Origin of the sequence: Pseudothauera hydrothermalis, assembly GCF_003345255.1 — a bacterium.
Classification (GTDB): Bacteria; Pseudomonadota; Gammaproteobacteria; order Burkholderiales; family Rhodocyclaceae; genus Pseudothauera; species Pseudothauera hydrothermalis.
Map to the genome: position 1 here is coordinate 383,015 of NZ_CP029331.1, position 26,956 is coordinate 409,970.

The 26,956-nt window shown below is 64.4% G+C and carries 26 protein-coding genes; 6 read left to right on the forward strand and 20 right to left on the reverse strand.

The window, feature by feature from the left end:
* Window positions 1-27: 27 nt before the first annotated feature.
* Window positions 28-357, reverse strand: coding sequence for a DUF2782 domain-containing protein (locus DIE29_RS01815; protein ID WP_114649032.1), 330 nt, complete (start codon window positions 355-357; stop codon window positions 28-30).
* 141 nt (window positions 358-498) lie between these two features.
* Window positions 499-1,221: an LOG family protein gene (locus tag DIE29_RS01820; protein ID WP_108079518.1), complete on the reverse strand. Its 723-nt coding sequence runs from the start codon at window positions 1,219-1,221 to the stop codon at window positions 499-501.
* 116 nt (window positions 1,222-1,337) lie between these two features.
* Here DIE29_RS01820 and polA point away from each other — a divergent pair, with 116 nt between their 5' ends.
* Window positions 1,338-4,046 (forward strand): DNA polymerase I, encoded by a 2,709-nt coding sequence (gene polA, locus DIE29_RS01825; protein WP_114649033.1) that lies wholly within the window; start codon window positions 1,338-1,340, stop codon window positions 4,044-4,046.
* 34 nt (window positions 4,047-4,080) lie between these two features.
* Here polA and cysC read toward each other — a convergent pair whose 3' ends face one another.
* The gene (cysC, locus tag DIE29_RS01830) at window positions 4,081-5,979 is read right to left on the reverse strand and encodes an adenylyl-sulfate kinase (protein WP_102040775.1); all 1,899 of its coding nucleotides are present in this window, start codon (window positions 5,977-5,979) and stop codon (window positions 4,081-4,083) included.
* A 290-nt stretch (window positions 5,980-6,269) separates the two neighbouring features.
* Between cysC and cysQ the strand changes: the two genes are divergently transcribed.
* Both cysQ and DIE29_RS01840 read left to right on the forward strand, forming a co-directional pair.
* On the forward strand, window positions 6,270-7,028 hold the full coding sequence (cysQ, locus tag DIE29_RS01835; protein WP_102040776.1) for a 3'(2'),5'-bisphosphate nucleotidase CysQ: 759 nt from the start codon (window positions 6,270-6,272) through the stop codon (window positions 7,026-7,028).
* A 16-nt stretch (window positions 7,029-7,044) separates the two neighbouring features.
* The gene (locus tag DIE29_RS01840) at window positions 7,045-8,778 is read left to right on the forward strand and encodes an SLC13 family permease (protein ID WP_108080988.1); all 1,734 of its coding nucleotides are present in this window, start codon (window positions 7,045-7,047) and stop codon (window positions 8,776-8,778) included.
* Between the two features lie 18 nt (window positions 8,779-8,796).
* Here DIE29_RS01840 and tviB read toward each other — a convergent pair whose 3' ends face one another.
* The 8 genes from tviB to DIE29_RS01880 all read right to left on the reverse strand — a co-directional run bounded on the left by tviB (window position 8,797) and on the right by DIE29_RS01880 (window position 16,135).
* A complete protein-coding gene (gene tviB / locus DIE29_RS01845) occupies window positions 8,797-10,074 on the reverse strand; it encodes a Vi polysaccharide biosynthesis UDP-N-acetylglucosamine C-6 dehydrogenase TviB (protein WP_114649034.1) in 1,278 nt (425 codons plus the stop codon).
* A 36-nt stretch (window positions 10,075-10,110) separates the two neighbouring features.
* The gene (gene rfbC, locus DIE29_RS01850) at window positions 10,111-10,653 is read right to left on the reverse strand and encodes a dTDP-4-dehydrorhamnose 3,5-epimerase (protein ID WP_114649035.1); all 543 of its coding nucleotides are present in this window, start codon (window positions 10,651-10,653) and stop codon (window positions 10,111-10,113) included.
* On the reverse strand, window positions 10,653-11,528 hold the full coding sequence (gene rfbA / locus DIE29_RS01855; RefSeq protein WP_114649036.1) for a glucose-1-phosphate thymidylyltransferase RfbA: 876 nt from the start codon (window positions 11,526-11,528) through the stop codon (window positions 10,653-10,655). Before rfbA ends, rfbC begins: the two co-directional genes overlap by 1 nt.
* A gap of 203 nt (window positions 11,529-11,731) precedes the next feature.
* On the reverse strand, window positions 11,732-12,583 hold the full coding sequence (rpoH, locus tag DIE29_RS01860) for an RNA polymerase sigma factor RpoH (protein ID WP_108079520.1): 852 nt from the start codon (window positions 12,581-12,583) through the stop codon (window positions 11,732-11,734).
* 187 nt (window positions 12,584-12,770) lie between these two features.
* The gene (cyoE, locus tag DIE29_RS01865) at window positions 12,771-13,670 is read right to left on the reverse strand and encodes a heme o synthase (RefSeq protein ID WP_114649037.1); all 900 of its coding nucleotides are present in this window, start codon (window positions 13,668-13,670) and stop codon (window positions 12,771-12,773) included.
* The gene (locus DIE29_RS01870) at window positions 13,667-14,788 is read right to left on the reverse strand and encodes a COX15/CtaA family protein (RefSeq protein WP_114649038.1); all 1,122 of its coding nucleotides are present in this window, start codon (window positions 14,786-14,788) and stop codon (window positions 13,667-13,669) included. Before DIE29_RS01870 ends, cyoE begins: the two co-directional genes overlap by 4 nt.
* A 2-nt stretch (window positions 14,789-14,790) precedes the next feature.
* Window positions 14,791-15,411, reverse strand: a complete 621-nt coding sequence (locus tag DIE29_RS01875; protein ID WP_237269491.1) for an SCO family protein — start codon at window positions 15,409-15,411, stop codon at window positions 14,791-14,793.
* Window positions 15,389-16,135 (reverse strand): SURF1 family protein, encoded by a 747-nt coding sequence (locus DIE29_RS01880; RefSeq protein ID WP_114649039.1) that lies wholly within the window; start codon window positions 16,133-16,135, stop codon window positions 15,389-15,391. Before DIE29_RS01880 ends, DIE29_RS01875 begins: the two co-directional genes overlap by 23 nt.
* Here DIE29_RS01880 and DIE29_RS01885 point away from each other — a divergent pair.
* Window positions 16,134-16,325 carry a twin transmembrane helix small protein gene (locus tag DIE29_RS01885; protein ID WP_102040785.1) on the forward strand — a complete coding sequence of 64 codons (192 nt, stop codon included), beginning with the start codon at window positions 16,134-16,136 and terminating at the stop codon, window positions 16,323-16,325. The two genes, DIE29_RS01880 and DIE29_RS01885, sit on opposite strands and share 2 nt — an antisense overlap.
* Before the next feature lie 9 nt (window positions 16,326-16,334).
* Here the strand turns inward: DIE29_RS01885 and DIE29_RS01890 are convergent, their stop codons facing one another.
* The 6 genes from DIE29_RS01890 to coxB are packed head-to-tail and all read right to left on the reverse strand — an operon-like array spanning window position 16,335 to window position 20,908.
* On the reverse strand, window positions 16,335-17,186 hold the full coding sequence (locus tag DIE29_RS01890) for a cytochrome c oxidase subunit 3 (RefSeq protein ID WP_114649040.1): 852 nt from the start codon (window positions 17,184-17,186) through the stop codon (window positions 16,335-16,337).
* 51 nt (window positions 17,187-17,237) lie between these two features.
* Window positions 17,238-17,447, reverse strand: coding sequence for a DUF2970 domain-containing protein (locus tag DIE29_RS01895; protein WP_102040787.1), 210 nt, complete (start codon window positions 17,445-17,447; stop codon window positions 17,238-17,240).
* The gene (locus DIE29_RS01900) at window positions 17,444-18,007 is read right to left on the reverse strand and encodes a cytochrome c oxidase assembly protein (RefSeq protein WP_114649041.1); all 564 of its coding nucleotides are present in this window, start codon (window positions 18,005-18,007) and stop codon (window positions 17,444-17,446) included. Before DIE29_RS01900 ends, DIE29_RS01895 begins: the two co-directional genes overlap by 4 nt.
* A complete protein-coding gene (locus DIE29_RS14900; RefSeq protein ID WP_257791349.1) occupies window positions 18,004-18,126 on the reverse strand; it encodes a hypothetical protein in 123 nt (40 codons plus the stop codon). Before DIE29_RS14900 ends, DIE29_RS01900 begins: the two co-directional genes overlap by 4 nt.
* Window positions 18,127-18,144: 18 nt before the next feature.
* Window positions 18,145-19,731 carry a cytochrome c oxidase subunit I gene (gene ctaD, locus DIE29_RS01905; protein ID WP_114649042.1) on the reverse strand — a complete coding sequence of 529 codons (1,587 nt, stop codon included), beginning with the start codon at window positions 19,729-19,731 and terminating at the stop codon, window positions 18,145-18,147.
* Window positions 19,732-19,768: 37 nt separating this feature from the next.
* A complete protein-coding gene (gene coxB / locus DIE29_RS01910) occupies window positions 19,769-20,908 on the reverse strand; it encodes a cytochrome c oxidase subunit II (RefSeq protein WP_114650231.1) in 1,140 nt (379 codons plus the stop codon).
* A gap of 445 nt (window positions 20,909-21,353) precedes the next feature.
* Here coxB and DIE29_RS01915 point away from each other — a divergent pair, with 445 nt between their 5' ends.
* Window positions 21,354-22,505 carry a M48 family metallopeptidase gene (locus DIE29_RS01915; RefSeq protein WP_114649043.1) on the forward strand — a complete coding sequence of 384 codons (1,152 nt, stop codon included), beginning with the start codon at window positions 21,354-21,356 and terminating at the stop codon, window positions 22,503-22,505.
* A 41-nt stretch (window positions 22,506-22,546) separates the two neighbouring features.
* Here the strand turns inward: DIE29_RS01915 and DIE29_RS01920 are convergent, their stop codons facing one another.
* Genes DIE29_RS01920 through cbiB form a run of 3 tightly spaced genes read right to left on the reverse strand, consistent with a single transcriptional unit; the run spans window position 22,547 to window position 25,396 of the window.
* The gene (locus DIE29_RS01920; RefSeq protein ID WP_114649044.1) at window positions 22,547-23,449 is read right to left on the reverse strand and encodes a cobalamin-binding protein; all 903 of its coding nucleotides are present in this window, start codon (window positions 23,447-23,449) and stop codon (window positions 22,547-22,549) included.
* The gene (gene cobD, locus DIE29_RS01925) at window positions 23,446-24,432 is read right to left on the reverse strand and encodes a threonine-phosphate decarboxylase CobD (RefSeq protein WP_114649045.1); all 987 of its coding nucleotides are present in this window, start codon (window positions 24,430-24,432) and stop codon (window positions 23,446-23,448) included. Before cobD ends, DIE29_RS01920 begins: the two co-directional genes overlap by 4 nt.
* Window positions 24,425-25,396, reverse strand: coding sequence for an adenosylcobinamide-phosphate synthase CbiB (gene cbiB, locus DIE29_RS01930; RefSeq protein ID WP_114649046.1), 972 nt, complete (start codon window positions 25,394-25,396; stop codon window positions 24,425-24,427). The genes cobD and cbiB overlap by 8 nt, the downstream gene beginning before the upstream one ends.
* A gap of 39 nt (window positions 25,397-25,435) precedes the next feature.
* Between cbiB and DIE29_RS01935 the strand changes: the two genes are divergently transcribed.
* On the forward strand, window positions 25,436-26,947 hold the full coding sequence (locus tag DIE29_RS01935; RefSeq protein ID WP_237269492.1) for a cobyric acid synthase: 1,512 nt from the start codon (window positions 25,436-25,438) through the stop codon (window positions 26,945-26,947).
* Window positions 26,948-26,956 lie beyond the last annotated feature (9 nt).

Consider the following 26,956-nt stretch of genomic DNA (forward strand, 5'->3'; position numbering starts at 1 on the left):
GGCGCTAAGCGCCCTTACCCGACGAGCTTACCAACGCTTGATCACCCACATCGGCACCGACAGCGTGGGCACGGCATCTTGCGCGCGCACGAACTGGCCGTTGCCGCGCTCATCGATCAGATAGTAAGGCGTGCCATGCGGCGGCGTGACCTTCATCATGTAGAGGCGGCCGCGGATGCGGTACTCCTCCACGGTGTCCTCCCCGCGTTTGACGATGGTGACTTCCGGCTCGAAGTCGTCTTCTGCCATGCCCGGCGGCGGGGGCGGGGGTTCGGGCAGTGGTTGCAGGTCGGCAGGTTGTTGGGCGAAGGCCGGCAAGGCGCAGGCCAGAGCAAGGACGAGCAGTCTGCGATGCATGATGAATTCTCCGCGGTAGTCATGCGATTGTAGCCCGGATGCGCGCGCTGGCACGGATTGGATGGCAGCGCGTGCGCGGCCCGATGTCCCGGTTTGGGGCTCAGGCGAGGTGCGAGCGATCGGTCGAGGCGATACCGGCCGCTACAGGTTGAGCATCAACTCGTGTTCTTCGGGCAGAGGCAGGAAGCCACGTGTCTCATAGTGCTTGAAGATTGCCTCGACCACCTCTTCGGGTTGGTCGATTACCTGAACCAGGTCCAGATCCTCCGGGTTGATCATGCGCTCGCTCACCAAGCGGTCGCGGAACCAGTCCAGCAGCCCCTGCCAGAATGGCCCGTGCACCAGAATGATCGGGATTTTGCGACTTTTACGGGTCTGGATCAGCGTCATGGCTTCCAGCAGCTCATCCAGCGTGCCGAAGCCGCCCGGCATGACCACATAGGCCGAGGCAAACTTCACGAACATGTATTTGCGCGCGAAAAAGTGCTGGAAGGTTTGCGAAATGTCCTGGTACGGATTGGCAGCCTGCTCGTGCGGCAACTGGATGTTCAGCCCGATCGAGGGGCTTTTGCCGAAATAGGCGCCTTTGTTGGCGGCCTCCATGATCCCCGGCCCGCCACCGGAGATGACCGAGAAGCCGGCGTCGGACAGTTGGCGGGCGATGCGTTCGGCCAGCATGTAGTACATGTGATCGGGCGGGGTGCGTGCGCTGCCAAAGATCGATACCGCCGGCCGAATGGCGTTGAGCCGCTCGGTGGCTTCGACGAACTCGGCCATGATGCCGAAGATACGCCAGGATTCGCGCGCATTGAATCGCGGTGCGGCATGGCCGGCACCGTGCGGAAGTTTGTCTTTTGCGGTCATGGAAAAGGCCGATCAGGGGTGGTGATGGGTCGGTCTGACAAAGAGGTGTAGACGATACCGCAGAGCGCGGCCGCGGTACCATTGATTCCCGACTCGTTTCCATGGCGCGATTGAACATGCCCACGTTGTTGCTCGTCGACGGTTCCAGCTACCTGTACCGTGCCTTCCATGCCCTGCCGGATCTGCGCACCAGCGCGGGCGAACCGACCGGCGCGATCCGCGGTGTTTTGGCCATGTTGCGCCGCCTCGAATCGGAATACGCCGCCGAATACCGCGCCTGCGTCTTCGACGCCAAGGGCAAGACCTTCCGCGATGACCTGTATCCGGCCTATAAATCTCACCGTCCGCCGATGCCCGAGGCGCTGCGCGCGCAGATCGAGCCGCTCTATCAGGCCGTGCAGGCCGAGGGCTGGCCGCTTTTGGTGGTCGAAGGCGTGGAAGCCGACGATGTCATCGGCACGCTCACCCGCCAAGCGGTCGAGCGCGGCTGGCAGGTGGTGATTTCCACCGGCGACAAAGATCTGACTCAACTGGTGCGCCCTGGTGTGCGCTGGGTCAACACCATGAGCGAGGAGGTGCTGGATGAGGCGGGCGTAACCGCCAAATTCGGGGTGCCACCCGAGCGCATCGTGGATTATCTGGCCTTGGTGGGCGATGCGGTCGATAACGTGCCCGGCGTGGACAAGTGCGGCCCCAAGACGGCGGTAAAGTGGCTGACCGAGTATGGCTCTCTGGACAACCTGGTGGCCCATGCCGAAGAAATCGGCGGCAAGATCGGCGAAAACCTGCGCCGTCATCTGGACTTTTTGCCGCTCGGGCGCCAGCTCGTCACCGTGGCGACCGATGTCGACCTGCCGGTGGAGCTGGAGGCGCTGCGTGCGCGAGACGACGACAAAGCCGCGCTGCGGGCGCTGTACCAGCGTTTTGAGTTCCGCACCTGGTTGAAGGATTTGGACGACGATCGCACCCAGAAACACCTCCCGGCTGCCGAAGAAAACCAGAAAAGCCAGGCGCCGTCTCCGGTTTCCTACACCACCATTCTCGATTGGCCCACTTTCGATCTTTGGCTGGCCAAAATCGATGCCGCGGAACTGACTGCCTTCGATACCGAAACCACCAGCCTGGACCCGATGGCCGCCCGCCTGGTGGGCATGTCGTTTGCCACCGTGGCGGGTGAAGCGGCTTACTTGCCGCTGACGCACTGCGGGGCCGACGCCCCTGCGCAGCTTGCGCTCGCTGAGGTACTGGCCAAGCTCAAACCCTGGCTGGAGTCCGAGGCCAAGTCCAAGCTTGGCCAGAACATCAAATACGACGCTCATGTGATGGCCAATCACGGTATCCGTTTGCGCGGCATCGTTCACGACACCCTATTGCAATCCTATGTGCTGGAGGCCGACAAGCCACACGACATGGATGCACTGGCCAAGCGTCATTTGGGGCTGACCACCGTCTCTTACGCCGAAGTGTGCGGCAAGGGGGCCAAGCAAATCGGCTTCGATCAGGTTGCGGTGGCGCGTGCCACCGAATACGCCGCCGAAGATGCCGACATCACCTTGCGCCTGCATCACCGGCTGTGGCCGCAAATCGCCGCTGAAGCGCGTCTGGCTGCGCTCTACCGCGAGATCGAAATGCCCACGCTTGCCGTGCTGCTGGAGATGGAGCGCAACGGGGTGTTGATCGATACCGCATTACTTGCCCGCCATAGCGAAGCGCTGGGTCGTCGTCTGTACGAACTGCAATGCCAAGCGCACCAACTGGCGGGCCAGCCTTTCAATCTGGGTTCGCCCAAACAATTGGGCGAGATTCTTTTTGGCAAGCTCGGCTTGCCCGTGGTCAAAAAGACCGCCACCGGCCAGCCTTCCACCGACGAGGAGGTGCTGGAGAAACTGGCCGAGGACTACCCGTTGCCCAAGCTGCTGCTCGAACACCGCAGCCTGGCGAAGTTGAAAAGCACCTATGCCGACAAGCTGCCGCGCATGGTCAACCCGCACACCGGGCGGGTGCATACCAGCTTTTCGCAAGCGACCGCGGTGACCGGCCGGCTGGCCAGCGCCGAGCCCAATCTGCAAAACATCCCCATCCGCACCGCGGAAGGACGGCGTATCCGCGCCGCTTTCATCGCTCCGCCGGGCCATCGCATCGTCTCGGCCGATTACTCGCAGATCGAGTTGCGCATCATGGCGCATCTGTCAGACGACCCCCGTCTGCTGGAAGCCTTTGCGCGCGGGGAAGACGTGCACCGTGCCACCGCCGCCGAGGTCTTCGGCTGCGCGCCGGATGAGGTCACCGCCGAACAGCGCCGTTATGCCAAGGTGATCAACTTTGGGCTGATCTACGGTATGGGCGCGCATGGTCTGGCCAAGAACCTGGGCATCGAGCGCGCCGCCGCGCAGGGCTGGATCGACCGTTACTTTGCCCGCTATCCGGGCGTAGCCGCTTACATGGACCGCATCCGCTCGGAGGCGCGCGAGCGCGGCTACGTCGAGACCGTGTTCGGCCGCCGGCTCTACCTGCCCGACATTCGCGCCACTCAGGCCGGCCGGCGGCAGGCGGCCGAGCGTGCGGCGATCAATGCACCGATGCAGGGTAGCGCTGCCGATCTGATCAAGAAGGCGATGATTGCCACCAGCGCCTGGTTGAAGGATAGGCAACTGGCTTCCCGGCTGATTTTGCAGGTGCACGATGAGTTGGTGCTCGAAGTGCCGGATGCCGAGCTCGATCTGGTTCGCCAAGCGCTGCCGGTGCTGATGGGCAGCGTCGCTCAACTCAAGGTGCCGCTGGTGGTGGAGGTGGGGGCCGGCGCAAACTGGGATGAGGCGCATTGAGCCAGCGGCCGTTGTTTCGAAGGGTGAGGTCTTGCTACACATAGCCTGCCTGCTGTAACCGCAACAGAACGGTCTGGGCGGCCTCATCCGCCGTCAAACGCCGGGTGTCGAGGTCGATTTCGGGCGCTTCTGGTGCCTCGTAGGGTGAATCGATGCCGGTAAAGTTTTTCAGTTCGCCCCGTCTGGCTTTTTTGTAGAGTCCTTTGGGGTCGCGGGCCTCGGCGACTTCCAGCGGTGTGTTGACGAAAACCTCGATGAACTCCCCGGTCTCGAACAGCGAGCGGGCCATCAGCCGTTCGGAGCGGAACGGCGAGATGAAGGCGGTGATGACGATCAGTCCGGCATCGACCATCAACTTGGCCACTTCGGCGACCCGGCGGATGTTTTCCACGCGATCGGCATCGGTGAAGCCGAGATCCCGGTTCAGACCGTGACGGATGTTGTCGCCATCGAGCAGGTAGGTATGCCGGCCCATGGCGTGCAGCCGGCGTTCGACCAGGTTGGCAATGGTGGACTTGCCCGCCCCAGAGAGCCCGGTGAGCCACAGCACGCAGGGTTTTTGCCCTTTGAGCGCGGCGCGCGCGGCCTTGTCGATATCTACATGCTGGAGGTGGATGTTGTGCGCACGGCGTAGGGCGAAACGGATTATGCCGGCACCGACGGTGTGCTGGATCAAACGGTCGATCAGGATGAAGCTGCCGGTGTCGCGGTTCGTCGCATAGGGGTCGAAGGCGATCGGGCGGTCGACACTGAGGTTGCACTCGGCAATGCCGTTCAGTTCCAACTGCCGCGCCGCGACATGTTCCAGGGTGGTGACATTGATTTGATACTTGATGGCGGTGACCGTGGCGGTGACCGTGGCCGCGCCGGTTTTCAGCAGATAAGGGCGACCGGCCAGCATCGGTTCGCCGTGCAGCCACACCAGCGTAACTGCGAATTGATCGGCCACTTCGGCGGGCGCGTCGGCAGCGCAGATGAGTTCATCGCGCAAAATGTCGAGCTCGTCGCTCAAGGTCAGCGCGATCGACTGCCCGGCAAAGGCTTCAGCCAGTTCGCCAGCCGGGGTGAGGATGCGTGCCACACGGCTTGTCCGGCCGGAAGGTTGCAAACGGATGCGATCGCCCGGGCGCACCGCGCCGCTGAAGATGGTGCCGGAAAGTCCGCAAACGTCCGGATCGGGGCCGCTGACCGCTTGTACCGGGAGGCGAAACGGTGCGCTACATGCGTGGCGCTCATCGATGTCGACCGCTTCCAGATAGCCCAGCAGGGTGGGGCCGCGGTACCAGGGCATGCGCGCGCTCGACCGGGTGATGTTGTCGCCGTGCAAGGCCGCTGTCGGGATGAAGGTGATCCGCTCCAGACCGATTTTCTGCGCAAAAGCGCGATAGTCGTCGACGATGCGGGCGAAAGCAGCCTCGGCATAATCGACTAGATCCATTTTGTTGACCGCCACCACGATATGGCCAATACCCAGCAAGGACACCAGATAACTGTGCCGACGGGTCTGGGTGAGAAGGCCGCGCTGCGCATCGATCGCCAGCACGGCCAGCTCTGCAGCCGATGCGCCGATGACCATGTCACGGGTATGCGGTTCGCAGCCGGGCGTATCGGCGACGATGAATTTGCGCGTGTCGGTGGCAAAAAAGCGGTACGCCAGTTCGCTGGTGAGGCCGTATTCGGCGGCGGTGTGCTTATCGGGCAGCGGGGCGAAATCGATCCGGGCGCCCTGTATGCGCCAGGTCTTGGCATCGGCCGCGGTCGCAGCCGGGTGGTCCGTGCAGCGCACCGGAGCCGCATCGAGCAGGCGGCCGATCAGCGTGCTTTTGCCGCTCTCGGCGCTGCCGCAAGCGATGACACGCAGCAAGCGCTTGCGCGCTTGCGGGTGTAGAGCCTGTTCGATGTCGGGGCCTTGGGGTTTGGAATGGTGCGCCATGAGCAATAGCAATAGCAATAGCAATAGCCTTGGTGTCTTTTCTGGTCCGTCGAGTCGGCCGAATCGTGCTCGATCCCCCCGGCCCGGCAGTTCTCAACCGAATCGGAGCCGCATTGCCTGGATACTGGCCGGCACCTTGCCGGGCTACGGTACCAGCGGGCCGTCGATCATGAGCGGCGCACCCGCGGGCCGATTCTAGCAGGCCGTCCGGGCGCAGGCCGATTCGGTAGAATGCCCGCCTGGTGATGCCGGGGCCACCGGTCGAGGAGAATCGAATGCCGTCTTGCCATATGGCTGCAATGCTGGATCGTTTGCTGCCGATTGCGCGCGCTGCCGGCGCGCTGATCGCGGAGGTTTACGCCGGCGATGTCGAGGTGCGCAGCAAGGCGGACGCCTCTCCGGTGACCGAGGCCGACGAGCGTGCCGAGGCTTTCATTGTGCCGGCCTTGCAGGCGGTGTGGCCGCAGGTACCGGTGGTGGCTGAGGAGGCGGTGGCTGGCGGGCGGGTGCCGGTGGTCGGTGAGCGCTTTTGGCTGGTGGACCCGCTCGATGGCACCAAGGAATTCATCCAGCGCAATGGGGAGTTCACCGTCAACATTGCCTTGGTGGATAACGGCCATCCCGTGTTGGGCGTGGTGCTGGCGCCCGCCTTGGGACGGCTGTTTGCCGGGGCCGTGGGGGTGGGCGCTTTCGTCGAGGATGAGGCCGGACGGCGGCCGATCGCCTGCCGCGCGGTGCCGGAAGAAGGGTTGGTCGTGGTCGCCAGCCGTTCGCATGGCGATGCCGCGGCGTTGGATGCTTTTCTGGCCGGGCGCAAGGTGGCGGCGCTGAAAAGTGCCGGCTCTTCGCTCAAGCTATGCTTGGTCGCCGCAGGCGAGGCCGACCTGTATCCACGGTTCGGACGGACCATGGAATGGGATATCGCCGCCGGACATGCGGTGCTGGCGGCCGCGGGCGGACGGGTGGTGGATTTGGATGGGCAGCCCTTGCGCTACGGTAAACCCGGCTTTGAAAATCCCGCTTTCCTTGCCTGGGGGTTAGGCGGCTGAGATGCCGGAAACGGGTGTGTTGGCCTACGCCGTGCTGGGCTCGCTGGGGCTGCTGTTGGTGTTATTGGTGCGCGGCCGCACGCCCCCGGCGCTGCTCTTTACGGTGTGGGCGACGGTCTATTATCTCTGCGGCCTGGTCGATCAGCGCGCCTTTTTGTCCGGGTTTACCAATCCTGCGCTGGCCACCCTGGTGCTGCTGATGATGGTGTCCATCGCCTTGGAGCGCGCGCCCATCCTCGACCGTGTTGCGGATGCCATCGTTCGCGGCGGCCCCGGTGGCGCGGTACTGCGCTTGTCCGCCGTGGTCGCGCCCTTATCCGCGTTTCTCAACAACACCGCCTTGGTCGGTGCCCTGCTCGGCGTGGTGACCCGGCAGCGGCGCTTGCCGCCGTCCAAACTGTTGATCCCGCTCTCCTATGCGGCAATTCTTGGCGGAACGATGACCTTGGTGGGGACTTCGACCAACCTGGTGGTGAGCTCCTTTGCGGTCAATGCGGGTTTGCCGGCGCTTGGCATGTTCCAGTTTGCCTGGGTGGGTGTGCCGGTTGCACTGGGCGGCATCGCGGTGTTGGTGTGGTGCGCGCGCTGGTTGCCCGCCAATCAAGGCGATGAGGGCAGCACCGGGCAGGCGTATTTTCTGGAGGCGCGCGTGTTGCCGGACTCGCCGCTGGTCGGGCGCAGCATCGAAGCCAACCGGCTGCGTCGCTTGGAGGGCTTGTTTCTTGCCGAAATCCTGCGTGGCGGTCGGCTGCTGTCTCCGGTCGGTCCGCAAGAGATCATTGCAGCGGGCGATGTGCTGATTTTTTCTGGCGAAACCCGTAACGTGCAGGCGCTGCGGCAATTTTCCGGCCTGGAGGTGTTTGGTGCGCAGGCCGACGAGCTATTGCGTTCCAACCTGGTCGAAGTGGTCATTGCCAGTCAATCCACATTGGCCAACCGCACTTTGCGCGAGGTGGATTTTCGCAGTCTGTTCGATGCGGCAGTGGTCGGCATTCGCCGCGGCGACAAGCGCCTGACCGGTCAACTGGGGACGATTCCGCTGCATGTGGGCGATTGCCTGCTGCTGGCAGTCGGACCGGATTTCCACCAGCACCGCAACATCGATCGCAACTTTCATGTGCTCGGTGGCAGTTTGCAGCGGCCGCGGCTCAGCCGCTCCCAAAGCCGGCTGGCCCTGGGGGGCTTTGCTGCGGTCATCGGCCTGTCGGCGCTGGGCTGGGTGGCGTTGCTCGATGGTCTTTTGGTGCTACTGGGCGTGTTTCTTGCAACCGGGCTGCTGAGCGCGGGCGAGTTGCGTCGGCGTTTCCCCTTTGAGCTGGTGCTCATCATCGGTTCGGCCTTGAGCATGGCCAGTGCGCTGGAAGCCTCGGGCGCGGCCGCGCTGATGGCCAAAGCCGTGGTGCGGATGTTTGGCGGATGGGGGGCGATGGGGGCACTGATCGGCGTCTATTTGGTCACCGTGGCGCTCACCGAGTTGATTACCAACAACGCTGCGGCTGCGCTGGCGTTTCCGCTGGCGCTGTCCTCGGCAGCGGCCTTTGGTGCCGATCCGACCCCTTTCATCATGGTCGTCGCCTACGGCGCCAGCGCCTGCTTTCTGCTGCCGTTCGGTTATCAGACCCATCTCATGGTGTATTCGCCGGGGCGCTATCGCTATGTCGATTTCTTCCGCATCGGCTTGCCGCTGAGTCTGGTCTATGGCCTATGTGTGCTGCTGCTGGTGCCGCGGGTATTTCCGTTTTATCCGTGATCCGGGCCGGTGGGCCTGCTACAGCCGAAGGTCCGCTTCGTCGGCGGCCAAGATGTACTTGAGATCGTACAGCACATGTGTTGCTTTGCCGAAGCCGCGAATGCGCCGGGCGCCGAGCCGACGGAACTGGTCATGCGCCACCGCCAGTACGATTGCGTCATAGCTGTTGTCGGCCGGCTGATCGATCAGGGTGATGCCATACTCATGGCGGGCTTCGTCAGAACTGGCCCAAGGGTCGAACACCTCGGTGGCGATGTTGTAGTCGGCCAGTTCGCGCACGATGTCCACGACACGGGTGTTACGTAGATCGGGACAGTTTTCCTTGAACGTGAAGCCCATCAACAGCACCCGTGCGCCGTCGACCTGGATGCGGCGCTTGACCATGGCTTTGATCAGTTGCGAGACCACATACGCACCCATGCCGTCGTTGAGCCGCCGGCCGGCAAGGATGATTTCCGGGTGGTAGCCAATGGCCTGGGCTTTATGGGTGAGATAGTAGGGGTCGACGCCAATGCAGTGGCCGCCCACCAAACCAGGGCGAAACGGCAGAAAATTCCACTTGGTGCCGGCGGCTTTCAAAACCGCCTCGGTGTCGATGCCCATCTTGTTGAAAATGATGGCCAGCTCGTTGATCAGCGCGATGTTGAGGTCGCGCTGGGTGTTTTCGATGACCTTGGCGGCTTCGGCTACGCGAATACTCTCGGCCTTGTGGGTGCCCGCGGTGACGATCTGCCGATATAAGGCGTCGATCAGCTCTGCTGCCGCGGGTGTCGAGCCCGAGGTTACTTTTTTGATCGTGGTCACGCGGTGCGCTTTGTCGCCCGGATTGATGCGCTCGGGGCTGTAGCCAACGTAAAAGTCGACATTGAATTTCAGCCCCGAGCAGCGTTCGAGCACTGGCACGCAGTCTTCTTCGGTGGCACCGGGATACACGGTCGACTCATAAATCACGATGTCGCCGCGCTTGAGCACATGGCCGACGGTCTCTGAGGCCCTGAGCAGCGGGCCTAGATCGGGGCGTTTATATTCATCGATGGGCGTGGGCACAGTGACGATGAACACATTGCAGGCGGCCAGCGCTGCGGCATCCGCGCTATAGCGCAGCCCGCGCGCGCTGCGCAAGTCGGCTTCATCCACCTCCAGGGTGGCGTCATGGCCGGCTTGCAGTGCCTGGATGCGTGCGGGGTTGATGTCAAAGCCAAGCACCTGGCGGTGCTTGCCAAACTCGACGGCCAGCGGCAGGCCAACATAACCGAGGCCGATGACGGCCAGACGGACTTCAGAGAGGGTGAGCATGGGCCGAAGGTGGGAGGGTCATCAAGTAGCGGCAGATCAACGCAGTGTGCGCAATGCAGCGCCACGCTGGTCTTTGTCGGACAGTCGGGGCGTGGTGCCTTCAAGCGGCCAGGCGATCGCCAGGTCCGGGTCATTCCAGGCAATGCAGCGTTCGTGTTCGGGGGAATAGTAGTCGGTGGTTTTGTAGAGGAATTCCGCGCTGTCGGTGAGGGTGAGAAAGCCGTGCGCAAAGCCAGGCGGAATCCAGAGCTGGCGTTTGTTGTCCGCCGACAGCACCTCGCCCACCCAGCGGCCGAAGGTCGGCGAGTCAGGGCGGATATCCACGGCCACGTCGAAGACTGCGCCCTGGATGACTCGCACCAGCTTACCTTGGGCGCGCGGGGCGATCTGGTAGTGCAGACCGCGCAGTACGCCGCGCACGGAACGGCTGTGGTTGTCCTGCACAAACTCCACGGTGAGTCCGGTGGCTTTGCAAAAGGCGCGCTGATTGTAGCTTTCGAAGAAAAAACCGCGTTCGTCGCCAAATACGCGCGGCGTCAGCAAAATCACCTCGGCAATGGCAAGCGGAGTGGCCTGCATCAGAACACCTTGTTACGCAACAGGCTTTGCAGATACTGCCCATAGCCGTTTTTTGCCAGGGGCGCGGCCAGGGCGGCCAGCCCTGTGTCGTCGATCCAGCCATGACGCCAGGCGACTTCTTCTGGACAGGCCACTTTCAGCCCTTGGCGCTTTTCGAGTGTGGCAATGAACTGACCGGCATCGAGCAGGCTTTCATGGGTGCCGGTGTCCAGCCAGGCATAGCCGCGCCCCATGATTTCCACCGCCAGTTGCCCGCGTTCTAGGTATAGACGATTGAGGTCGGTGATCTCCAATTCGCCGCGCGCCGAAGGTTTCAGCGTGCGGGCCAGTTCCACCACTTGCTCGTCGTAAAAATAGAGGCCGGTTACCGCATAGTTGGATTTGGGTTGCGCGGGCTTTTCTTCCAGCGACAGCGCTTTGCCTTGGGCGTCGAACTCCACCACGCCGTAGCGCTCCGGGTCATGCACATGGTAGGCGAATACGGTCGCACCGCTTTGGCGTGCCGCGGCCTTGCGCAACAGCAAGTGAAAATCGTGGCCGTAGAAAATGTTATCGCCCAGCACCAGCGCGCAAGGGCCGCCGGCGATGAAATCTTCGCCAATCAGAAAAGCCTGTGCCAGTCCGTCCGGGTTGGGCTGCACCGCATAGCGCAGGCTCACGCCCCAGCGTGCGCCGTCGCCCAGCAACTGCTCGAAACGTGGTGTGTCCTGCGGCGTGGAAATGATCAGAATGTCACGGATGCCCGCCAGCATCAGGGTGCTGAGCGGATAGTAGATCATCGGTTTGTCAAAGACCGGCAGCAATTGCTTGGAGATGGCCAGCGTGGCTGGATGCAGCCGGGTGCCGGCACCGCCGGCGAGAATGATGCCTTTCATCGAAAAGTCCGGAGCAAGTGACGGGGCGTTGCCAAGGTGCGCGGATTCTAGCAAGTCGCAATCGGCGCAGCGCAGGTTTTGCGTAAGCTGTTTGGTGTGTCGGGGCTACAGGCCGGCCGGCTGCAGAGCGCTGGGGTGCCCCATCTGCATACAAAAAAGGCAGCGTTTTGTCGCTGCCTTTTGCCTGGGCGCATGCCATGCACTTAGCGTGCCGCGGCCAGCATACCGCGCATTTTTTGCATCGCTTTGGCTTCGATCTGGCGGATGCGTTCGGCCGATACGCCATATTCAGCCGCCAGCTCATGTAGCGTGGCGCCATCGCCCTCGTTCAGCCAGCGGCGTTGGACGATCGCGCGACTGCGCTCGTCCAAGCTGGCTAGCGCGTTCTTCAAGCCTTCATCCTGCAGGCGGGCCATCTGCGCTTGTTCGAGCACTTCGGAGGGCTCGGCATGCGGATCCGGCAAGTAAGCAATCGGGGCGAAACGTTCTTCGTCCTCATCGCTGCCGCCTTCCAGCGGCAGATCACGACCGCTGAGCCGGGTTTCCATTTCCACCACTTCTTCCGGCTTGACCTTCAATTGTGCGGCCACCGATTGGACTTCATCGGCCGACAGCGTGCTGCTGTCTTGCTTGAGGCTGCGCAGGTTGAAAAACAACTTGCGCTGCGCCTTGGTGGTGGCAATTTTCACCAGCCGCCAGTTTTTGAGGATGTATTCGTGGATTTCGGCCTTGATCCAGTGGATGGCAAAAGACACCAAGCGCACCCCGCGCGAAGGGTCGAAACGCTTGACGGCCTTCATCAAGCCGATATTGCCTTCCTGAATCAAGTCGGCATGCGGCAGACCGTAACCCAGATAGCCGCGCGCGATGGCGACCACCAGCCGCAGGTGGCTCATCACCAGCGTGCGCGCGGCATCCAGATCGCCTTGTTCGCGGAAGCGGGTAGCCAAATCCATTTCCTCACGTTCGGACAGCAGTGGGATGCGATTGACCGACTGAATGTATTGGTCGATGCTGCCAGCGGCCAGAACCGGAAGCGACAGAGTTTGCGACATGTGCAGGGTTCCTCCTCTGCAAGTAATTTTAGCACTCGCGCGCTGAGAGTGCTAAACCTGCCAAAAAGTTCTCCGCTTAGTTATCCGCTTGCCTGCGCAGCGCCCGCCCCACGGCAGGCGCATCTGCGCCGCGACCTGTGACGGTCGGCAAGCGGGCACGGGGTGGCGGCAGAGGGGGCCTCGGCGGTCAGAACGGCAAGTAATGATCGACGAGCAGCGCGGCGAACAACATCGTCAGATAGACGATGGAATAGCGGAAGGTGTGCTGCGCGAGCCGGTCGCTGTAATCCACATATAGCCGCCAGGCCAAGCCGATGAAGCGCATGCCCAACAGTGCCGCAGCGGTCAGATAGAGTCCGCCGCTCATGCGGGTGGCAAAAGGCAGCAGGCTGACGCCGAACAGGATCAGGGTGTAGAGCAGCACCGACAGGCGGGTGAATTCGGCGCCGTGGGTGACCGGCAGCATCGGCAGCCTGGCGCGGGCGTAGTCCGCGGTGCGGTAGAGCGCCAGCGCCCAAAAGTGCGGCGGTGTCCAGGCAAAGATGATCAAAAAGAGCAGCAGTGCGTCGGCGCTCACCTCGCCGGTGACCGCGGCCCAGCCGAGCACCGGCGGCATCGCGCCGGACGCGCCGCCGATGACGATGTTCTGCGGGGTGCGCGGCTTGAGCAGCATGGTGTAGACCACCGCGTAGCCGACGAAGGTGGCCAGGGTCAGCCACATGGTGAGTGGGTTTACCAGCAAGTAGAGGATGGCCAGCCCGCTGCCGCCGAGCGCGGCCGAGAACACCGCAACCTCGGTGGAATCGAGTTCGCCGCGCGGCAGCGGGCGGCCGCGGGTGCGGCCCATGCGTGCGTCGATACGTTGCTCGATCAAGCAATTCATCGCTGCGGCGGCGCCGGCCACGGCAGCGATGCCGAGGGTGGCCGCCAGTACCGTAGCCGGCGGGGGCAATCCCGCCGGCAGGGCGAGGAACATGCCGATCACCGCGCAGAACACGATCAGCGTATTGACCCGCGGCTTGGTCAGCAGATAGTAAGCGTGCAGCCGGCGGGCGGAGAGTGGGCGGCCGAAGGTCAGTGTTCTCATGGTTTCTCCTGGGCGGGCTGGGGCGAGGCGGCGAGGATGCCGGCGGCAGAGGCGTGTGGTATTGCGGGCACACCCGCGCCAAAGGCGCCAGTTGCTGCGGGCGTGGGCGTGACTGCAGCGAGCTGAAAGGGGTGGGCCAGTCTGAAGTTCGCCCATACCATCACGCCGACCAGCAACGCAGCGCCGGCGTTGTGGGCCACGGCGAGCGGTAGCGGCAGGCTGAGGAGCACGTTGCCAATGCCCAGCGCCACTTGCAGTGAGAGCGCGCCAAGCAGCGCGATGCCGACGTTGCGGCTGCCCGGCCGGCGCATGAGTGCCACACCCAGCGCAAGCAGATAGCCGCCGGCCACCAGCGCGCCCAGGCGGTGGGCCCAGTGGATGGCGGTGAGCGCGGCCAGCGACAGCAGCTCGCCGTCGGCGGTCATGCCGAGTTCGCGGACCACGTGGAAGGCTTTGGCGTAGTCGGCCTCGGGCCAGTAGCTGCCGTGGCAGGTGGGAAAGTCGGGGCAGGCGAGCGCTGCATAATTGGTACTGGTCCACCCGCCCAGGGCGATTTGCCCGATCAGCAGAACGCATCCGGCAGCGGCGGCGAGGCGCAGCGGAGCGGAAGCGTCGACGGCGAGATTCGCTTGGCGCTGCGGCGTGGCGTACGCGCGCAGTGCCAGCCAGCTCAGCAGCGCCAGCGTGGTCAGCCCGCCGAGCAGATGAGCGGTGACGATGGCGGGCTTGAGCAACAAGGTAACGGTCCATTTACCGAGTAGCCCCTGGAAAATCACCACGCCGACCAGCACTGTGGCCACGCCGGGCGCGCTGCCGGGCTCGGCGCGCCGCCGCCAGGCGATTGCTGCGATGGCGACGATCAGCAGGCCCAGGGCAGCGGCGAGATAGCGGTGCACCATCTCCTTCCAGGCTTTGGGGAGACTGACCGGGCCGTGCGGGTCGGCGGCGTGGGCGGCGCGGATATCTTCAGCCGCGTGCGCCGGGCTGATCTGCCCATAGCAGCCCGGCCAGTCCGGGCAGCCCAGACCGGCGTCGGCCAGGCGCACGTAGGCGCCGAACACCACCACCACAGAGGTGAGCAGCAGGGCGCACAACACCAGGCGGCGGTAGAACCCCATTCTCACCTCCCCAAGGCGGAATATTTCAACAAGCGCTGCAGATCCTTGACCATACGCTGGGGGTCGGCCGCGGGCGGAAAACGCATCATCGCGTTGCCCAACGGATCGATCAGATAGATGTGAGCACCGCTTTCCGCCCCAGGTAGCGTAGCGAACCAGGCAGGATCGGCGATGCGAGCGATGGCGAGCCCTTCGGCGTCCTGGTGCGCGATTGCGGCAAGCGGCGCCTGGTCGGTCACGAGCCACACGCGCTCGACACGCGTCATTTCTTTTCCTTGTGCAAGGCGGACCTGACGCAGGGTGTGCAGCGCGCTGCGGCAGGCTGTGTCACAAGTTGCAGAACCCGCATAAACCAGGTTCCAGCGCCCCTGAAAGCGCGCGCCGGACCATGGCGGCAGGCTGCCGACTGCCTGCAGTCCGATCGCCGGAATCGGCGTGGGCGGAATCAATTCGCCGTAGTTCATGCGCCCGGCGGGCTGCCAAACATAAAAGGCGGCGTAAGAGGCCAGCACCGGCAGCACGCATACCAGAGCGAGCAGCAGCAAGGTGTGCCGGGCGTGCGCTGCGGGCGGGACGGTGCGCGGCGGGGCAGCGAGCGGATCAGTGAGCGCGGTACTCGGCATTGGGTGCCCTTTGGAAAATGCGCCACAGGTACAGGGCGGTCAGCACCGCGGCCAACGCCGCCATGGCGAACCACTGCAGTGCGTAACCGCGGTGACGGTCGATGCCTGCGTCCGGGCGTGGCCATTGACGCACCAGTTGGTCGGCTGTGGCGCTGGTCTGCTGCAGATAAAAGTCGGCCAACGGCAGTCCGCTGGCGGCGCGCCAGGCGTCGAGATCGATGGTCTGCCAGCGGGCGCCGTCCATGGCAGCGTATGCGCCGTGGTTGGCCAGCGTGAAGGATTCGCCGGGCACGCGGACGTGGCCGGTGAGTTCGATCGGCCCGGCAGCCGTCGTTACCGCCGGCACGCGGTTGCGGTCGGGGCCGGCAGCGACCCAGCCGCGCGCCACCATGACCCAGCGGCCGCTGCCCTGGTCATGGAAGGGGGCAAACACATGGTAGCCAGCCTGCCCATGGTGGATGCGGTTGTCCAGGAAGTACAGATGCCGGGGGTGCCATTGGCCGCGCAGGGTAAGTGGCGTCCACTCCGGCGGATCGCTCTGGCCAAGGGCCGCAGGCGGTTGCGCGCTGCGCTGTTCGATGGCCTGCTCGAGCGCGCGCTTTTCGGCTGCGCGGCGAAGCTGCCAGGCGCCCAACTGAACGGTGAGCACCACCGTGGCCAGTCCGGCCAGCACCGGTAACAGCAGGGCGCTACACTTACGCAAACGGTTCCGGAGCGTGTCCATGCGTGGGGTGGTGGTGCTGTTTCTGGTGCTGATCGTCGGCAGCCTACTTTCGGCGCTCGGGTTTTTGCTGCGCGACAAAGGCGGCCAACGCACCGCGCGGGCGCTGGCGCTGCGGGTGGGGCTGTCGATGGCTTTGTTCGTGCTACTCATGCTCGGTTATGCCTCGGGGCTGATTGTCGGCAAGCTCTAGCACGGCTGCCTAAAGCCAATAGACCACGATGAAAAGCATCAGCCAGACCACGTCCACGAAGTGCCAGTACCAGGCGGTGGCTTCAAAGGCAAAATGGTGCTCGGCGGTGAAATGACCGGCCAGCGCGCGGCCCAGCATCACGCTGAGCATGATCGCGCCGATGGTCACGTGCACACCGTGGAAACCGGTGAGAAGATAGAAAGTGGAGCCATAGATGCCAGAATCCAGCCGCAGATTCAGCGTGCTGTAGGCGTGCAGATATTCATAGATCTGTAGCCCCAGGAAGGTGGCTCCCAGCACGATGGTGAGCAGCAGGCCGAGCTTGAACTGGCCGCGCCGATTACCCAGCAGACCGTAATGGGCCCAGGTGATGGTGGCCCCGGAAGTAAGCAGGATGAGCGTGTTCAGTGCCGGAATACCCCAGGCGCCCATGGGCGTGAAGCTGTCGACCGCGTGGGGGCCGGCGGTGGGCCAGACCGGATTGAAACCTTGCCACAGCAGCGCTTCGTTCTCGCCGCCGCCCAGGGCGGGCACCGCCAGCACCCGGGCGTAGAACAGTGCGCCAAAAAAGGCGGCGAAGAACATCACTTCGGAGAAGATGAACCAGCCCATCGACCAGCGGAACGAGATATCCACCCGCTTGCCGTAACGGCCGGATTCGGATTCCCGCACCACTTGACCGAACCAGCCGAACAGCATGTAGATCAAGATTGCCACGCCAAGCGCGAAAACCCAGGGGCCAGCGCCGACATCGTTGAGCCACATCACCGCGCCTGCACCAAAGAGCAACAGGCCGATCGAACCGAAGATCGGGTACTTCGACGGTTCGGGGATAAAGTATTTTTCCAGCGTCTCGGTCATTTGCGTGCCTCCTCTGTGCCGATTCGGCCAGTGGCCGACGATTTGCAACGCTCACCGCACGATCCAGCTCACCACCCCGACCAGCGCCAGCACAAAAATCACCCCGCCCAGCAGTCCGGCAACGATGACCGCCTTGGGATCGAGCGAGTCAGCGTCGTGCCGGGCGTCATGCCGCCTGCGGATGCCGACGAAGGACCACAGCACCGCTTTCATGGTGGCGAAAAAGCCGGCTTGTCGGGTCGGTTCCGGCATTTTGTTCATGTACTGCCCGGCGGTTTGCCGCCGCTTTGTGAGAGGCGGCGCCCGGCGATCTCGAAGAAGGTGTACGAGAGCGTGATCACGCTCACATCGGCCGGCAGCGCCGGGTCGATGACAAAGACCACCGGCATGACACGCTGCTCGCCGGGCGCTAGCGTCTGCTGGGTAAAACAGAAGCAATCGAGCTTGCGGAAGTATTGGCCGGCTTGTTGCGGGCCATAGCTTGGTACCGCTTGGCCGGCCACCGGATAGTCGCGCGTGTTGGTGACTTCGTAGTCGACCTGTACCAATTCGCCCGGATGCACCCGCAACGCCGACTGGCGCGGGGTAAACCGCCAGGGCAGATCATGGACGTTGGCGTCGAACTGCACCGTGACCCAGCGCGAGCGGTCGACCTGGGTGTTCTCCGCGACCCGGTCGGGCTTGAGCAGGTTATTGATGCCGGTGACTTCGCAGATTTTTTCGTAGAAAGGCACCAGCATGAAGCCGAAGCCGAACATCACCACCGCCGAGATCACCAAGCGCACCAGCAGCCGGCGGTTTTCGGTGGCTGCTGTGCTCATGGCCGAAACACTCCGGTTTTGACGATCACCGCGGCAAAGAAAAACAAGGCCAGTAGAGCCAGTAGCAGCGCGCTACGGCGGTTGGCCCGGCGTCGGTCGTTTGGCGAGGTCGGCGACATCGTGGCGAACTCCGCTGTTCAGCGCACCACCGGCGCGGTTTCAAAGGTGTGGTGCGGCGCGGGCGAGGGCACGGTCCATTCCAGCCCTTCGGCGCCGTCCCAGGGCTTGGCGGTGGCGCGCTCTCCGATGCCGCGCGCGCAGCGCACCGCCACGGCTATGAAAATGAGCTGCGAGAGACCAAAGCCGAAGGCACCCACCGAAGCCAGGGCGTTGAAGTCGGCAAACTGCAGCGCGTAGTCGGGGATGCGGCGCGGCATGCCGGCCAGCCCGAGAAAATGCATCGGGAAAAAGGTGATATTGAAGAACACGATGGAGCACCAAAAATGCAGCTTGCCCAAACGCTCGCTGGGCATGATGCCGGTCCACTTGGGCAGCCAGTAGTAGGCGCCGGCAAACAGCGCGAACAGGCTGCCGGCCACCAACACGTAGTGGAAATGGGCGACCACGTAATAGGTGTCCTGCACCTGGATGTCGATCGGTGCGATGGCGCAAATCAGTCCGGTGAAGCCGCCCATGGTAAACACGAAAATGAAGCCTACCGCCCATAGCATGGGGGTCTCAAAGCTCAACGCCCCGCGCCACATGGTGGCCACCCAGTTGAACACTTTGACCCCGGTGGGCACGGCGATTAGCATCGTGGCGTACATGAAAAAAAGCTGTCCGGTCACCGGCATGCCGGTTGTGAACATGTGGTGCGCCCACACCACGAAGGACAGGATGGCGATCGAGGCGGTGGCGTACACCATGGAGGCGTAACCGAACAGGGGCTTTCTGGCGAAGGCGGGGATGATCTGGCTGATGATGCCAAAGGCCGGCAGGATCATGATGTACACCTCCGGATGGCCGAAGAACCAGAAAATGTGCTGGTACATCACCGGATCGCCACCGCCGGCGGCGTTGAAGAAACTGGTTCCGAAGTGGCGATCGGTGAGGATCATGGTTACCGCGCCGGCCAGCACCGGCATCACCGCGATCAAGAGGTAGGCGGTGATCAGCCAGGTCCAGCAAAACAGCGGCATCTTCATCAGGGTCATGCCGGGCGCGCGCATGTTGAGGATGGTCACCACGATGTTGATCGCGCCCATGATGGAGCTAATGCCCATGATATGGATGGCGAAGATCGCCATGTCCATGCCCATGCCCATCTGCACCGAGAGCGGCGCGTACAGCGTCCAGCCGGCGGCGGTGGCCCCGCCAGGTACGAAGAAGGAGCCGATCAGCAAGATTGCCGCCGGTGGCAGCAACCAAAAGCTCCAATTGTTCATGCGCGCGAAAGCCATGTCGCTGGCGCCGATCATCAGCGGAATTTGCCAGTTCGCAAAGCCGACGAAGGCCGGCATGATGGCGCCGAACACCATCACCAGGCCATGCATGGTGGTGAGTTGGTTGAATAGTTCGGGTTGCACCACCTGCAAGCCAGGTTGGAACAGCTCGGCGCGGATCGTCAGCGCCATCACTCCCCCGGAGAGGAACATAATGAAGCTGAAAATCAGGTACATCGTGCCGATGTCCTTGTGATTGGTAGTGGTGATCCAGCGCATCAGCCCGGAGGCGACGGGCTGATGATGGTGGTCGTGCAGCGGGTCCTGGATGACGGCCGACATGCTGACTTCTCCTGAGTGAGATGCGGGCGGATGAGCCTCAGCCCCCACGTGCCGCGGCAATATCTTTGGGCTGCACGGCTTGGCCGCTGTGATTGCTCCAGCTGTTGCGGGTGTAGGTAATTGCGGCGGCGATGTCGGCGTCGGAGAGTAGCTTGCCGAAGGAAGCCATCGCGGTGCCGGGGCGGCCCTCCAGCACCACGGCAATCTGGGTGGCGGGTTCGCCCTGGACCACTGGAGAGCCGTCCAATGCGGGGAAGGCCGGTGGCAGTCCCTGGCCATTGGCTTGATGACAGGCGGCGCAGTGGGTGGCATAGACCGTGGCCCCCCGTGCCATCAGTTCGGCCAAGGCAAATTCCCGGCTGTCGTCGGCGGCGCCCGCAGCCGACGCCGCCTGACGTGCGCCCACCCAGGCGCTATAGGCTTCGGCGGAAACCACGTGCACTTCGATCGGCATGAAACCGTGGTCGCGTCCGCACAGTTCGGCACAGTTGCCGCGGTAGATGCCTTCTTGCTCGGCGCGGAACCAGGTGTCGCGGATGAAGCCGGGGATGGCGTCCTGCTTGACGCCAAAGGCCGGCACCCACCAGGAATGGATGACATCCGCAGCAGTGGTGAGGATGCGCACTTTTTTGCCCACCGGCACCACCAGCGGGTTGTCGACTTCCAGCAGGTAGGCTTCTCCCTTGGGCGCGGTGCCTTCGATTTGCTCGCGTGGCGTGGACAAATTGGACACCAGGCGGATGCCGGCCCCCTCGCCCTGCAGATAGTCGTAACCCCATTTCCATTGGTAGCCGGTAGCTTTGATGGTGAGGTCCGGGTCGGAGGTGTCTTTCATGGCGATCACGGTCTTGGTCGCCGGCCAGGCCATGCCGAGCAGGATCAGCACCGGGACTACGGTCCAGGCGATCTCCACCGCGGTGTTTTCATGAAAGTTTGCCGCGACCGCACCGCGCGACTTGCGGTGGCGGAAAACCGCCCAAAACATCACGCCGAACACGCCGACGAAGATCACCAGGCAGATGATCAGCATCAGCGTGTGTAAGTCGTAGATTTGTCCGGCTACCTCAGTGACCGGGGGCTGAAGGTTGTAGCGACTTTGCGCAAGCGCCCGGCCAGCCGGGGCGAGTGAAGCGCCGAGGAAAAGCGTCGACCCTGCAATGCGAGCGGCAAGAACCATGTCCCAACCCCCTTCGAATGCAGTTTCGGCAAACAGCAAAGGGACGGTGGCGCGGGGCTGCCTCCAGGCCGAGACGGTGGAGGCGTGTGCGGGTGCCACGGGCGTCCCGGGCGTTTGCCGGAACGATCCTCAAGCGCGGGGGCTGTCGGTTTTGTTGTGATCTGGGCCATCCCGCGTGGTTGGAACGATCTTGCCATAGCGGAATTGGCCATCGCAATACGAATATTTGAGAAATGTCAAAGTAGTGCGGTGCACAATGTGATAAAGCGCATGGCGCTCAAGGCCTGGTGCTGCATGAATAGGGTTTACCCTGATGGGGGTGCAGCAATGGGCGGCACGTACTCGGCAGGGGGCAAACGCTGCGATCGGGGTCATCGGATCGCTGTGGCGCATAGACCATCACCTGCTAGGATGCGCACCAATGTTTCAGCGTGGGAGGATGGCTATGCGTTCGTCTTGCCGCCGGCGGTCTCGGCTTGAAATCGTCTATGCCCGGCTCGCGCGCCGGCTGACCAGGGTTGCGCTGGCCGGTTGTTTGGCCGTGGCGCTGGTGGTGGCCGGCGGTCTGGGGCTGGCGATCTGGGCGCTACAGGCCGGCTGGTATGCCGAACAGGCCACCTGGCGCACACTGTACGGGCTGGGGGCAGCGCTCACGATTGCAGCCGTTGGCTATCTCTTGGTGCTTGTACAGGTCCCGGCTCCGCAGCCGCGCGGAATCCCGCTCGCGCCGAGCGTGGCGGGCGCGTTGCACTACCGCATCGATAAGCTCGCGCAGCGCTTGGGGCTGCCGCCGCCCGACGGTGTTTGGATCACCGATGAGATGAACGCTGCGGTGCTGCAGCGCCCGCGCTGGGGGTGTGTGGGGCGCATCGAGTCTCATCTGATGATCGGGCTGCCGCTGGCGCATTGCCTGTCGCGGCGGCAGTTTCTTGCCGTGCTGGCGCACGAGTTCGGTCATCTGGTGGTGCAGCGGCAGGCGGCATGGGGCGCGTTCGGGGCGCATCTGCGCGCCTGGTGGCTGCGGTTGGCCGACCGGATCGCGGTGCGTCATACCTGGCTCGAGTCCTGGCTGGATCGACGCTGGCGTGGTTACACCCTGGGAATGTTCCGCTTAGCGCGGCTGGAGGAGTTCGCTGCCGATGCGCTGGCGGCGCGCTTGGTCGGCCGGCGCTTATTGGGCGAGACCTTGGTGGAAATGTCGGCCAAGGACCGTTTTTTGCGCGAGGACTATTGGCCCAAGGTGCTGGCGCAGTGCAGCACTGCGCCAGAGCCGCGCTTTCGGCCGTTTCGTGAAATGGGCTTGGGGGTGAGCGCGGGGTTCAATGCACACAGCGTGGTCAATGTTGGTTTTGGCGAAGGCGAGGACGGCGCGGTATCGCTGCATCCTTCCCCGGCCCAACGCCTGCGCGCACTGCGGGTGCCCACCTGCGCCGCGGTGCCCCCCGAGCGTTCGGCGGCCACCCACTACTTGTCCGATTTGCTGCCGCGGCTGTCCTGGGCCTTCGACCGCCATTGGTGGCGGCTGGCCGGCCGCTACTGGCGGCGCAGCTACCGCCTGGCCCGTGGTGAGCGGCAGCGCGCTGCCCGACGGGGCTGAGAAACCGCAAGCCAAAATCGCCCGTCGGCCCGTCCGTGGCGCTAGCGTGCAGCGGATCCGCGCTTGGCGCGCGCTTGCTCTAGAAATTCGCACAGTTGTTCGGCACCGTCGAGCAGGCGCGGGGTGTGGCGCTGCATCAGTTGCGGCGGGATGAAATACAAATTGTCGGCCGCCGCGGCGGCGAGCCGAGGCCATTTGCGCCACTGGTCCAGCCAGTCCGGACGTTCTTCGCCCATGCCGCTGGCCACGATGACCTCCGGATTGGCGGCCAACACCGCTTCGATGCCAATGCGTGGGGCAAGCGGGCCGAGCCGGGCGAATACATTGTCGCCCGCGCACAGGCCGATGGCGTCGGAGATCAGGTGTTCGCCATTGATGGTCATCAGCGGCTGGTCCCAGATTTGGTAGAACATGCGCACCGGCGGGCGCGATTGGTAGCGGGCGGCCAGCGCGGCGCGGCGCGCACGAAAGCGGGTGGCGGCTTCTCGGGCGGCGGACTCGGTGCCGGCCAGTCGGCCCATGTCTTCCAGGCTGTCGGCCACATCATCCAGGCGGCGCGGTTCGTTGACGAATACCGCAATGCCCAGCGCACGCAGCTTGTCTAAGTTGGTATTGCGGTTGCCGCTCGCCCAGGCCACGACGAGATCCGGTTGCAGCGCAACGACCGCTTCGAGGTCGATCTGGGTGTAGCCGCCGACCGAGGGCAGCGCGCGCGCGGCGGGCGGATAGTCGCTGTAGTTCACCACGCCGACCACTTTGTCGCCAGCGCCGGCGGCAAACAGTAGTTCGGTCACATGCGGGGCGAGGCTGACGATGCGCCGGGCCGGGGCGGACAGCACCAACTCGCGGCCGGTGTCGTCGGTGATGCGCACTTCGGCGCGGGCCGGTAAAGCGGTAGCCAGCAACACTGCCAGCGTGGCCAGGCGTAGTAGAGTGATCATCATGTAGGCAGGTCCTTGAGAGCGTGCAGGGCAAGGTCCAGACGGCGCCATTGCGCCTCGTCGGCCGGCAGGCCGAAGCGCAGCGCGGGCGGGGTGTCGAAACGGCGCACCAGAATGGCGCGACGGGCGAGCGCTTCATGCCATATGGCCGCCTGCGGATGCACCACCCACTGGAAAAGTGCGGTGCCCTGCGGGGGGGCGGGCAAATGCTGGCGCAGCAGTGCGGCGAGCCGTTTGCCGGCTGCGGTCAACGCCTGCCGGGTGGCTTGCTGCCAGTCGGCGTCGGCCAGCGCGGCACGGGCGGCATAACGTGCCGGACCGCTGATCGTCCAGGGGCCAAGGTGTTCGGCAAGGTGCTGGCGCAGCGCAGCGTCCGCGAGCACGAAGCCGACCCGTGCCCCAGCCAGGCCAAAGAACTTGCCAAGCGAGCGCAAGACCACCAGGTGCGGGCGGCCGGCATAAGGGGCGAGCGACTCCGCCGGGTCGACATCGATGAACGCCTCATCGACGATCAGCCAGCCGCCGCGCTTAGCCAAGCGGGCATGCCAGTCGAGCAGGCGAGGCAAGGCGAAGCGTTCGCCGGTAGGGTTGTTGGGGTTGGCCAGCACCAGCACGTCGGTGTCGTCGATTGCTGCATCTACCATGTGTGCGTCGCAGCGCCGCAGCCGCCGGGCGCGCCAAGCCTGAGGGTGCTCGCCATAGGTGGGGTCGAGCACGGTGACCCGTTCGTCGGGGATGAGTGCGGGCAAGGCTTGGATGGCGGCCTGGGAGCCGGCGACCGGCATGAGTTCGTGGGTGCCGTAGTAAGCGGCCGCTGCGTCAACGAGGCCGTCGTCATCCTCGGGCAGGCTTTGCCAGGCTTGCAGCGGCAGCGGCGGCACCGGATAGGCGCAAGGGTTGATACCGGTCGACAGGTCGATCCAGTCGGCCAGCGCAATGCCGTAGTGGCGCGCGGCAGTGCGCAGCCGGCCGCCGTGTTCAAGCATCGGCGACTCCCAACGCGAGCAAGTTCAGCACCAGGGCAACGCCCGCGACCGCACTCAACCAGGCCAGCATGCCGTGACGCACCAGATCGAGGGCGCGGCGCAGGCTGGTGACATCGGCCGCGGCGCCTTGGCCCAGTGGCGGCCGTTCTTCGACCCGGCCGTGATAGATCGCGCGACCGCCCAGTTTCACTGCCAGTGCGCCGGCGCCTGCGGCCATCACCGGGCCGGCGTTGGGGCTGTCCCACCGCGCGGCTTGGCTGCGCCAGCAGGCCAACGCATTGGCGGTGTTGCCGAGCAAGGCGTAGGTGAGCGCGGTGAGCCGGGCGGGCAGCCAGTTGAGTGCATCGTCCAGGCGCGCGGCGGCACGGCCGAAGTGCAGATAGCGCGTTGTACGGTAGCCCCACATGGCGTCGAGCGTGTTGGCCAGGCGGAACAGCAGCGCGCCTGGCCCGCCCAGCAGGATGAACCAGAACAGCGCCCCGAACACCGCATCGTTGCCGTTTTCCAGCACCGATTCGGTGCCGGCACGCGCCACGCCTTCGGCATCCAGCGCGCTGGTGTCGCGGCTGACGATCCAACCAACGCGCTCGCGTGCGCTGGCCAGATCGCCAGTGGCCAGCGGCTTGGCCACTGCTTCGCCATGCTCGATCAGACTGCGCGCGCCGAGCGCAAACCACAACAGTACGATGTCGGCGCCCCAGTGCGCCGCCGGGTGCAGGCCGCGCAGCCACAGCGCCAGCCCTACCCAGGGCAGCACCGCCAGCATCCAGGCCAGCAGGCCGCGCGCCTGCTGCGGCAGGGCGCCGGCGTTCGCACACCACAGGCGGCGCTCGATGGCTGTGCTCAGCCGGCCAAAGCCCACCAGCGGATGCCAGCGGCGCGGTTCGCCCAGCAGGCGGTCTGCCAGTACGCCGGCGGCAAGTTTCAGCAACAGGATCAAGGCAAGGCGCGCAGCGGCGTCCATGGGATAATCGGCGCTTTTTCGGACCCCGGATTTTACGCCATGCCAACCACTGCCTGTCTGATGGTGCAGGGTACCACCTCCGATGCTGGCAAAAGCACCTTGGTGGCCGGTCTGTGCCGGCTGCTGGCGCGCCGCGGAGTACGGGTGGCGCCTTTCAAGCCCCAGAACATGGCGCTCAACGCCGCGGTCACCGCCGATGGCGGCGAAATCGGCCGTGCCCAGGCGCTACAGGCGCTGGCCGCCGGTTTGGCGCCGCATACCGATTTCAATCCGGTGCTGCTCAAACCGGCCAGTGACATCGGCGCGCAGGTAATCATCCATGGCAAGGCGGTGGCCAACCTCGATGCGCGCGCCTATCACGACTACAAGCCCACCGCGATGGCCGCGGTATTGGCCTCCTGGCAACGGCTGGTGGCGGCATACGACTGCGTGCTGGTCGAAGGCGCGGGCAGCCCGGCGGAAATCAACCTGCGCGAGCGCGATATTGCCAACATGGGTTTCGCCGAAGCGGTCGGCTGCCCGGTGATCCTGGTGGCGGACATCGACCGCGGCGGCGTGTTCGCCCATTTGGTGGGCACCCTGGAACTGCTCTCACCTTCTGAACAGGCGCGCATCAAGGGCTTCGTGATCAACCGCTTCCGCGGCGATATCGGCCTGCTGCAACCCGGCTTGGATTGGCTGCAGGCGCGCACCGGGCGGCCGGTGCTGGGCGTGCTGCCTTATCTGCCCGGCCTGTTTCTGGATGCCGAAGATGCACTCGGCGAGGCCCGTGCCGACAAAGACGCTCCGCTATTGCGGGTGATTGCGCCGGTCTATCCGCGGATTGCCAATCACACCGACCTGGATGCGCTGCGCCTGCATCCACAGGTCGATTTTCGCTGGGTGGGGACGGGGCAGCCGATCCCGCCGGCGGACCTCATCGTGCTGCCGGGTTCCAAGAGCGTGCAGGCGGATCTGGCCTGGTTACGTGCGCAGGGCTGGGAGGCGGCGATCCGACGTCATCTGCGCTATGGCGGCAAATTGATCGGCATCTGCGGTGGCTTCCAAATGCTCGGCCAGCGGCTGGAGGACCCGGCCGGATTGGAAGGTCCGGCGGGCGGTGTGGACGGGCTGGGCTGGCTGGAGATCACAACCGTGCTCGAAGCCGAAAAAAAGCTCGTCACCGTCGAAGGCGAGCTGTGCCTGCCAGGCGCAGGCGGTGCGGCGGTGCGTGGCTATGAAATCCATATGGGGGTGTCGCGCGGCCCGGCGCTGGCACGTCCGGCGCTGCACCTGTCCGATGGCCGCGGCGACGGCGCGCAATCGGCCGATGGTCAGGTATTCGGCAGCTATGTGCATGGCTTGTTCGATCACCCGGATGCACTGGCTGCAGTGCTGGCCTGGGCCGGCGCGGCCGGTGAGCAGAAAGTCGATCTGGCCGCGCGCCGCGAGGCCGATTTGGACCGCTTGGCCGACTGTCTGGCCGCTGCGCTCGATCTGCCGCGGCTGGCCGACTGCCTGGGAGGCACGGCGGGCGAAGCGCTGCGCAGACCCATCCCCCGGGTTGCTTGACCGCCTAAG

Excerpts from the sequence above, each read along its gene's own strand:
- DIE29_RS01870 (WP_114649038.1), bottom strand. The coding sequence starts at position 14,788 with ATGGGGTTCTACCGCCGCCTGGTGTTGTGCGCCCTGCTGCTCACCTCT.
- DIE29_RS01880 (WP_114649039.1), bottom strand. The coding sequence starts at position 16,135 with ATGGACACGCTCCGGAACCGTTTGCGTAAGTGTAGCGCCCTGCTGTTA.
- cyoE (WP_114649037.1), bottom strand. The coding sequence starts at position 13,670 with ATGAGAACACTGACCTTCGGCCGCCCACTCTCCGCCCGCCGGCTGCAC.
- polA (WP_114649033.1), top strand. The coding sequence starts at position 1,338 with ATGCCCACGTTGTTGCTCGTCGACGGTTCCAGCTACCTGTACCGTGCC.
- rpoH (WP_108079520.1), bottom strand. The coding sequence starts at position 12,583 with ATGTCGCAAACTCTGTCGCTTCCGGTTCTGGCCGCTGGCAGCATCGAC.
- cobD (WP_114649045.1), bottom strand. The coding sequence starts at position 24,432 with ATGCTTGAACACGGCGGCCGGCTGCGCACTGCCGCGCGCCACTACGGC.
- DIE29_RS01920 (WP_114649044.1), bottom strand. The coding sequence starts at position 23,449 with ATGATGATCACTCTACTACGCCTGGCCACGCTGGCAGTGTTGCTGGCT.
- coxB (WP_114650231.1), bottom strand. The coding sequence starts at position 20,908 with ATGGTTCTTGCCGCTCGCATTGCAGGGTCGACGCTTTTCCTCGGCGCT.
- DIE29_RS01885 (WP_102040785.1), top strand. The coding sequence starts at position 16,134 with ATGCGTGGGGTGGTGGTGCTGTTTCTGGTGCTGATCGTCGGCAGCCTA.
- DIE29_RS01875 (WP_237269491.1), bottom strand. The coding sequence starts at position 15,411 with ATGCCGAGTACCGCGCTCACTGATCCGCTCGCTGCCCCGCCGCGCACC.
- DIE29_RS01935 (WP_237269492.1), top strand. The coding sequence starts at position 25,436 with ATGCCAACCACTGCCTGTCTGATGGTGCAGGGTACCACCTCCGATGCT.
- DIE29_RS01815 (WP_114649032.1), bottom strand. The coding sequence starts at position 357 with ATGCATCGCAGACTGCTCGTCCTTGCTCTGGCCTGCGCCTTGCCGGCC.
- DIE29_RS01820 (WP_108079518.1), bottom strand. The coding sequence starts at position 1,221 with ATGACCGCAAAAGACAAACTTCCGCACGGTGCCGGCCATGCCGCACCG.
- tviB (WP_114649034.1), bottom strand. The coding sequence starts at position 10,074 with ATGCTCACCCTCTCTGAAGTCCGTCTGGCCGTCATCGGCCTCGGTTAT.
- cysC (WP_102040775.1), bottom strand. The coding sequence starts at position 5,979 with ATGGCGCACCATTCCAAACCCCAAGGCCCCGACATCGAACAGGCTCTA.
- DIE29_RS01895 (WP_102040787.1), bottom strand. The coding sequence starts at position 17,447 with ATGAACAAAATGCCGGAACCGACCCGACAAGCCGGCTTTTTCGCCACC.
- cbiB (WP_114649046.1), bottom strand. The coding sequence starts at position 25,396 with ATGGACGCCGCTGCGCGCCTTGCCTTGATCCTGTTGCTGAAACTTGCC.
- ctaD (WP_114649042.1), bottom strand. The coding sequence starts at position 19,731 with ATGTCGGCCGTCATCCAGGACCCGCTGCACGACCACCATCATCAGCCC.
- DIE29_RS01900 (WP_114649041.1), bottom strand. The coding sequence starts at position 18,007 with ATGAGCACAGCAGCCACCGAAAACCGCCGGCTGCTGGTGCGCTTGGTG.
- DIE29_RS01890 (WP_114649040.1), bottom strand. The coding sequence starts at position 17,186 with ATGACCGAGACGCTGGAAAAATACTTTATCCCCGAACCGTCGAAGTAC.
- DIE29_RS01915 (WP_114649043.1), top strand. The coding sequence starts at position 21,354 with ATGCGTTCGTCTTGCCGCCGGCGGTCTCGGCTTGAAATCGTCTATGCC.
- rfbA (WP_114649036.1), bottom strand. The coding sequence starts at position 11,528 with ATGAAAGGCATCATTCTCGCCGGCGGTGCCGGCACCCGGCTGCATCCA.
- cysQ (WP_102040776.1), top strand. The coding sequence starts at position 6,270 with ATGGCTGCAATGCTGGATCGTTTGCTGCCGATTGCGCGCGCTGCCGGC.
- DIE29_RS14900 (WP_257791349.1), bottom strand. The coding sequence starts at position 18,126 with ATGTCGCCGACCTCGCCAAACGACCGACGCCGGGCCAACCGCCGTAGC.
- rfbC (WP_114649035.1), bottom strand. The coding sequence starts at position 10,653 with ATGCAGGCCACTCCGCTTGCCATTGCCGAGGTGATTTTGCTGACGCCG.